Annotated in this window: 3 protein-coding genes; all 3 read right to left on the bottom strand. The window is 36.3% G+C overall.

Going from position 1 to position 2738, the window contains the following annotated elements; genetic code table 11:
• Positions 1-311, bottom strand: a 311-nt coding sequence (locus H7254_RS12610) for a Rieske 2Fe-2S domain-containing protein (RefSeq protein ID WP_301933306.1), incomplete at its 3' end; no start/stop codon positions are given.
• A gap of 17 nt (positions 312-328) precedes the next feature.
• Complete coding sequence (hflX, locus tag H7254_RS12605) at positions 329-1522, bottom strand: GTPase HflX (protein ID WP_301933305.1); 1194 nt, start codon at positions 1520-1522, stop codon at positions 329-331.
• Positions 1523-1651: 129 nt separating this feature from the next.
• The coding region (locus H7254_RS12600; protein WP_301933304.1) for a peptidylprolyl isomerase at positions 1652-2738 on the bottom strand (1087 nt) is incomplete at its 5' end.

Here is a 2738-nt window from a genome sequence, read left to right as displayed (position 1 = left end):
TCTTCCCGCATTTCAACCGGCCATGTTTTAAGGTAATAGCCTTCACCACTTACATTTTTCCCATTTTGGAGGTTGAACTTATATTGATGCAAAGGGCATACTATATTCCCCAGCACATCTATATATCCATGAGCCATAACCCCTCCGGCATGAGGGCATTTTTGCGAGCAGGCCATTAATACTTCATTATACAAAACGATGCAAACCTTTTTATTATCTACCATTACTTCTGCCATACCATTGGCAGCAAAGCCAATATCAGCCAGTTTCTCTGCAACTTTATACCATTTGTATTTTTTAGCAAGGCTCATTAGGTATTATTTGCAGCTTAATAAAAAAATTCTGCTTTGTAAGGATATCGTATGCGGTACATTTCCCTTACCTTATTTAAAATGGTCTGCTTTAATGCATCAATATTTGTTTTTTCAATGGCTGATACAAACACACAATTATCTTGTGTTTGATTTTGCCAGCGCTGTTTTAAATCTTGCAGAATTTCCTTTTTAACATCATCCTCCAGCCACTCGTCAAATGCTTCTGCTTCATATTTATCCATCTTATTAAAAATGGTAACAGTTGGCTTTTCATTGGCACCTAATTCTGCTAAAGTTTTATTTACAACATCAAATTGCTCTTCATATTGAGCATGAGAAATATCTACTACATGCAATAATATATCTGCTTCCCTTACTTCATCCAGCGTGCTTTTAAAGCTTTCAACTAAATGATGCGGAAGCTTGCGGATAAAACCAACGGTGTCGCTTAGCAAAAAAGGTGTTTGTTCAAATACTACTTTTCTTGTAGTAGTATCCAACGTGGCAAATAATTTATTTTCTGCAAAAACTTCGCTTTTGCTTAGCAGGTTCATAAGCGTCGATTTGCCTACGTTTGTATACCCAACTAACGAAACCCGTATAAATTCACCTCTTTCTTTTCTTTGTGTAAAAGATTGCTGGTCTATCTCAGACAATCGCTTCCTTAACAAAGTAATCTTATCTTTTACAATACGCCTGTCGGTTTCAATTTCCGTTTCGCCAGGGCCTCTTGTGCCTACACCACCACCTTGCCGCTCTAAATGCTTCCACATACCTTTTAAACGTGGTAAAATATATTGATACTGTGCTAGCTCTACTTGTGTTCTGGCCTGTGCTGTTTTAGCCCTGCTGGCAAAAATATCTAATATCAAATCGCTGCGGTCAATAGTTTTTACACCTAATTCTTTTTCAATATTTTGTATTTGAGAACCTGTTAGCTCATCATCAAAAATTACTAATTCCACATCGCTTTGCAGGCTTATGTATTTTTTTATTTCTTCTAGCTTTCCTTTGCCAACAAATGTGCGGCTATCTGGATGGGCTAATTTTTGCGTAAACCTTTTTACGGCTATCACGCCTGCCGTTTCTGCTAAAAAAGCTAGTTCATCTAAATATTCTTTTAGTTGCTGCTCTGTTTGGCCGCCGGTTACAATACCTACCAGTACTGTTTTTTGTTCTTGCTTGAGTTGCTTTTTCTTTTCTATCAAAATTTTATATTTTTAATGGCTAATTAAATACTTAAAATCATATTTAAATAAAATAGTGTTGCCTCATATACAAAAGTAAAGCGTTCTGATAGCTATCAGAACGCTTTTAGTAAATATTTTATAGTCTTATTAGTTACTTCCTGCTGCAACGGTAGTAGGGTTGATCCATTTTTTCATTTCTTCACAATTTTTATACTCGTCATCAACCTTAATATAGTACGTGCCTACCTTGTCGTTAAACCATTTTTCTAAAGCCTCATTCTTTTTTTCTTCCAATGCCTTCTGGCTAATTTTATTATAATCATCTTTTATATTCTCCCTGTGTGGCTCTGTTTTGCTTATAAGGTAAACAATGCGCACACCTTTCTTTTTTCTTTCATCATCAAATTCTTTAGGCCTCGAAAATTGGCCAACTTTCAAATCTTTTAACATCAACACCATGTCTTTATCCAACTGGTCGATAGTTATATACGTACTGCCTTCCGAATTGGTATTTCTTCCACCGGTGAATTTGCTATTTGGGTCATCGCTATATTTTGAAACGGCTTCACCGAACTGCATAGTACCAGACATAAGCTTCGTTCTTACAGAATCTAACTTTTCAACAGCTTTGCTTATTTCTGTTTGTGTAACCTGGGGTATTTTTAAAATGTGCCTAACAGACGCATCATCACCTGCACGGCTAACCATCTGTATAATGTGGTATCCAAAAGCAGATTTGAAAGGGCTGCTTATCTGCCCTTCTTTTAGTGCAAATGCCTTGCCCATAAATGTTGCGTCAAATCCCTTTTGCGACCTGTTTAAATCAAGTTGGCCGTCGTTTTGTTTTTGGGTAGCCGCATCATCAGAATAAATATCTGCTAACTTTTTAAAATCTTTTTTTCCGCTTTCAACTTGAAGCTTAAATCCGTTTAGCTGTTCTATACAATATTCATCGGCTTCCCTGCTTGCTTTTGGGTACTGTACTATTTGTCCAATCTCTAATTCACTTTCATAAAATGGCAAGCTATCTTTAGGCAGTTTATCAAAATAAGCTTTTACTTCATTGGGCGTAATGTGTATGCCATCTACAATTTTTTTACGCATGTCGCCGGCAAGTTTCCTTTCCTTAAAACCATCTTTAAAATCTTCCTTTAATTGATATAAAGATTTGCCAGAAATTTCTTCCAGCTTTTCTTTAGAGCCATAAGCACCAATAAAATAACGTATCTGGTTG

Origin of the sequence: Ferruginibacter sp. (assembly GCF_014377975.1) — a bacterium.
Taxonomy (GTDB): Bacteria; Bacteroidota; Bacteroidia; order Chitinophagales; family Chitinophagaceae; genus Ferruginibacter.
This window is presented reverse-complemented; position numbering and strand designations above follow the sequence as displayed.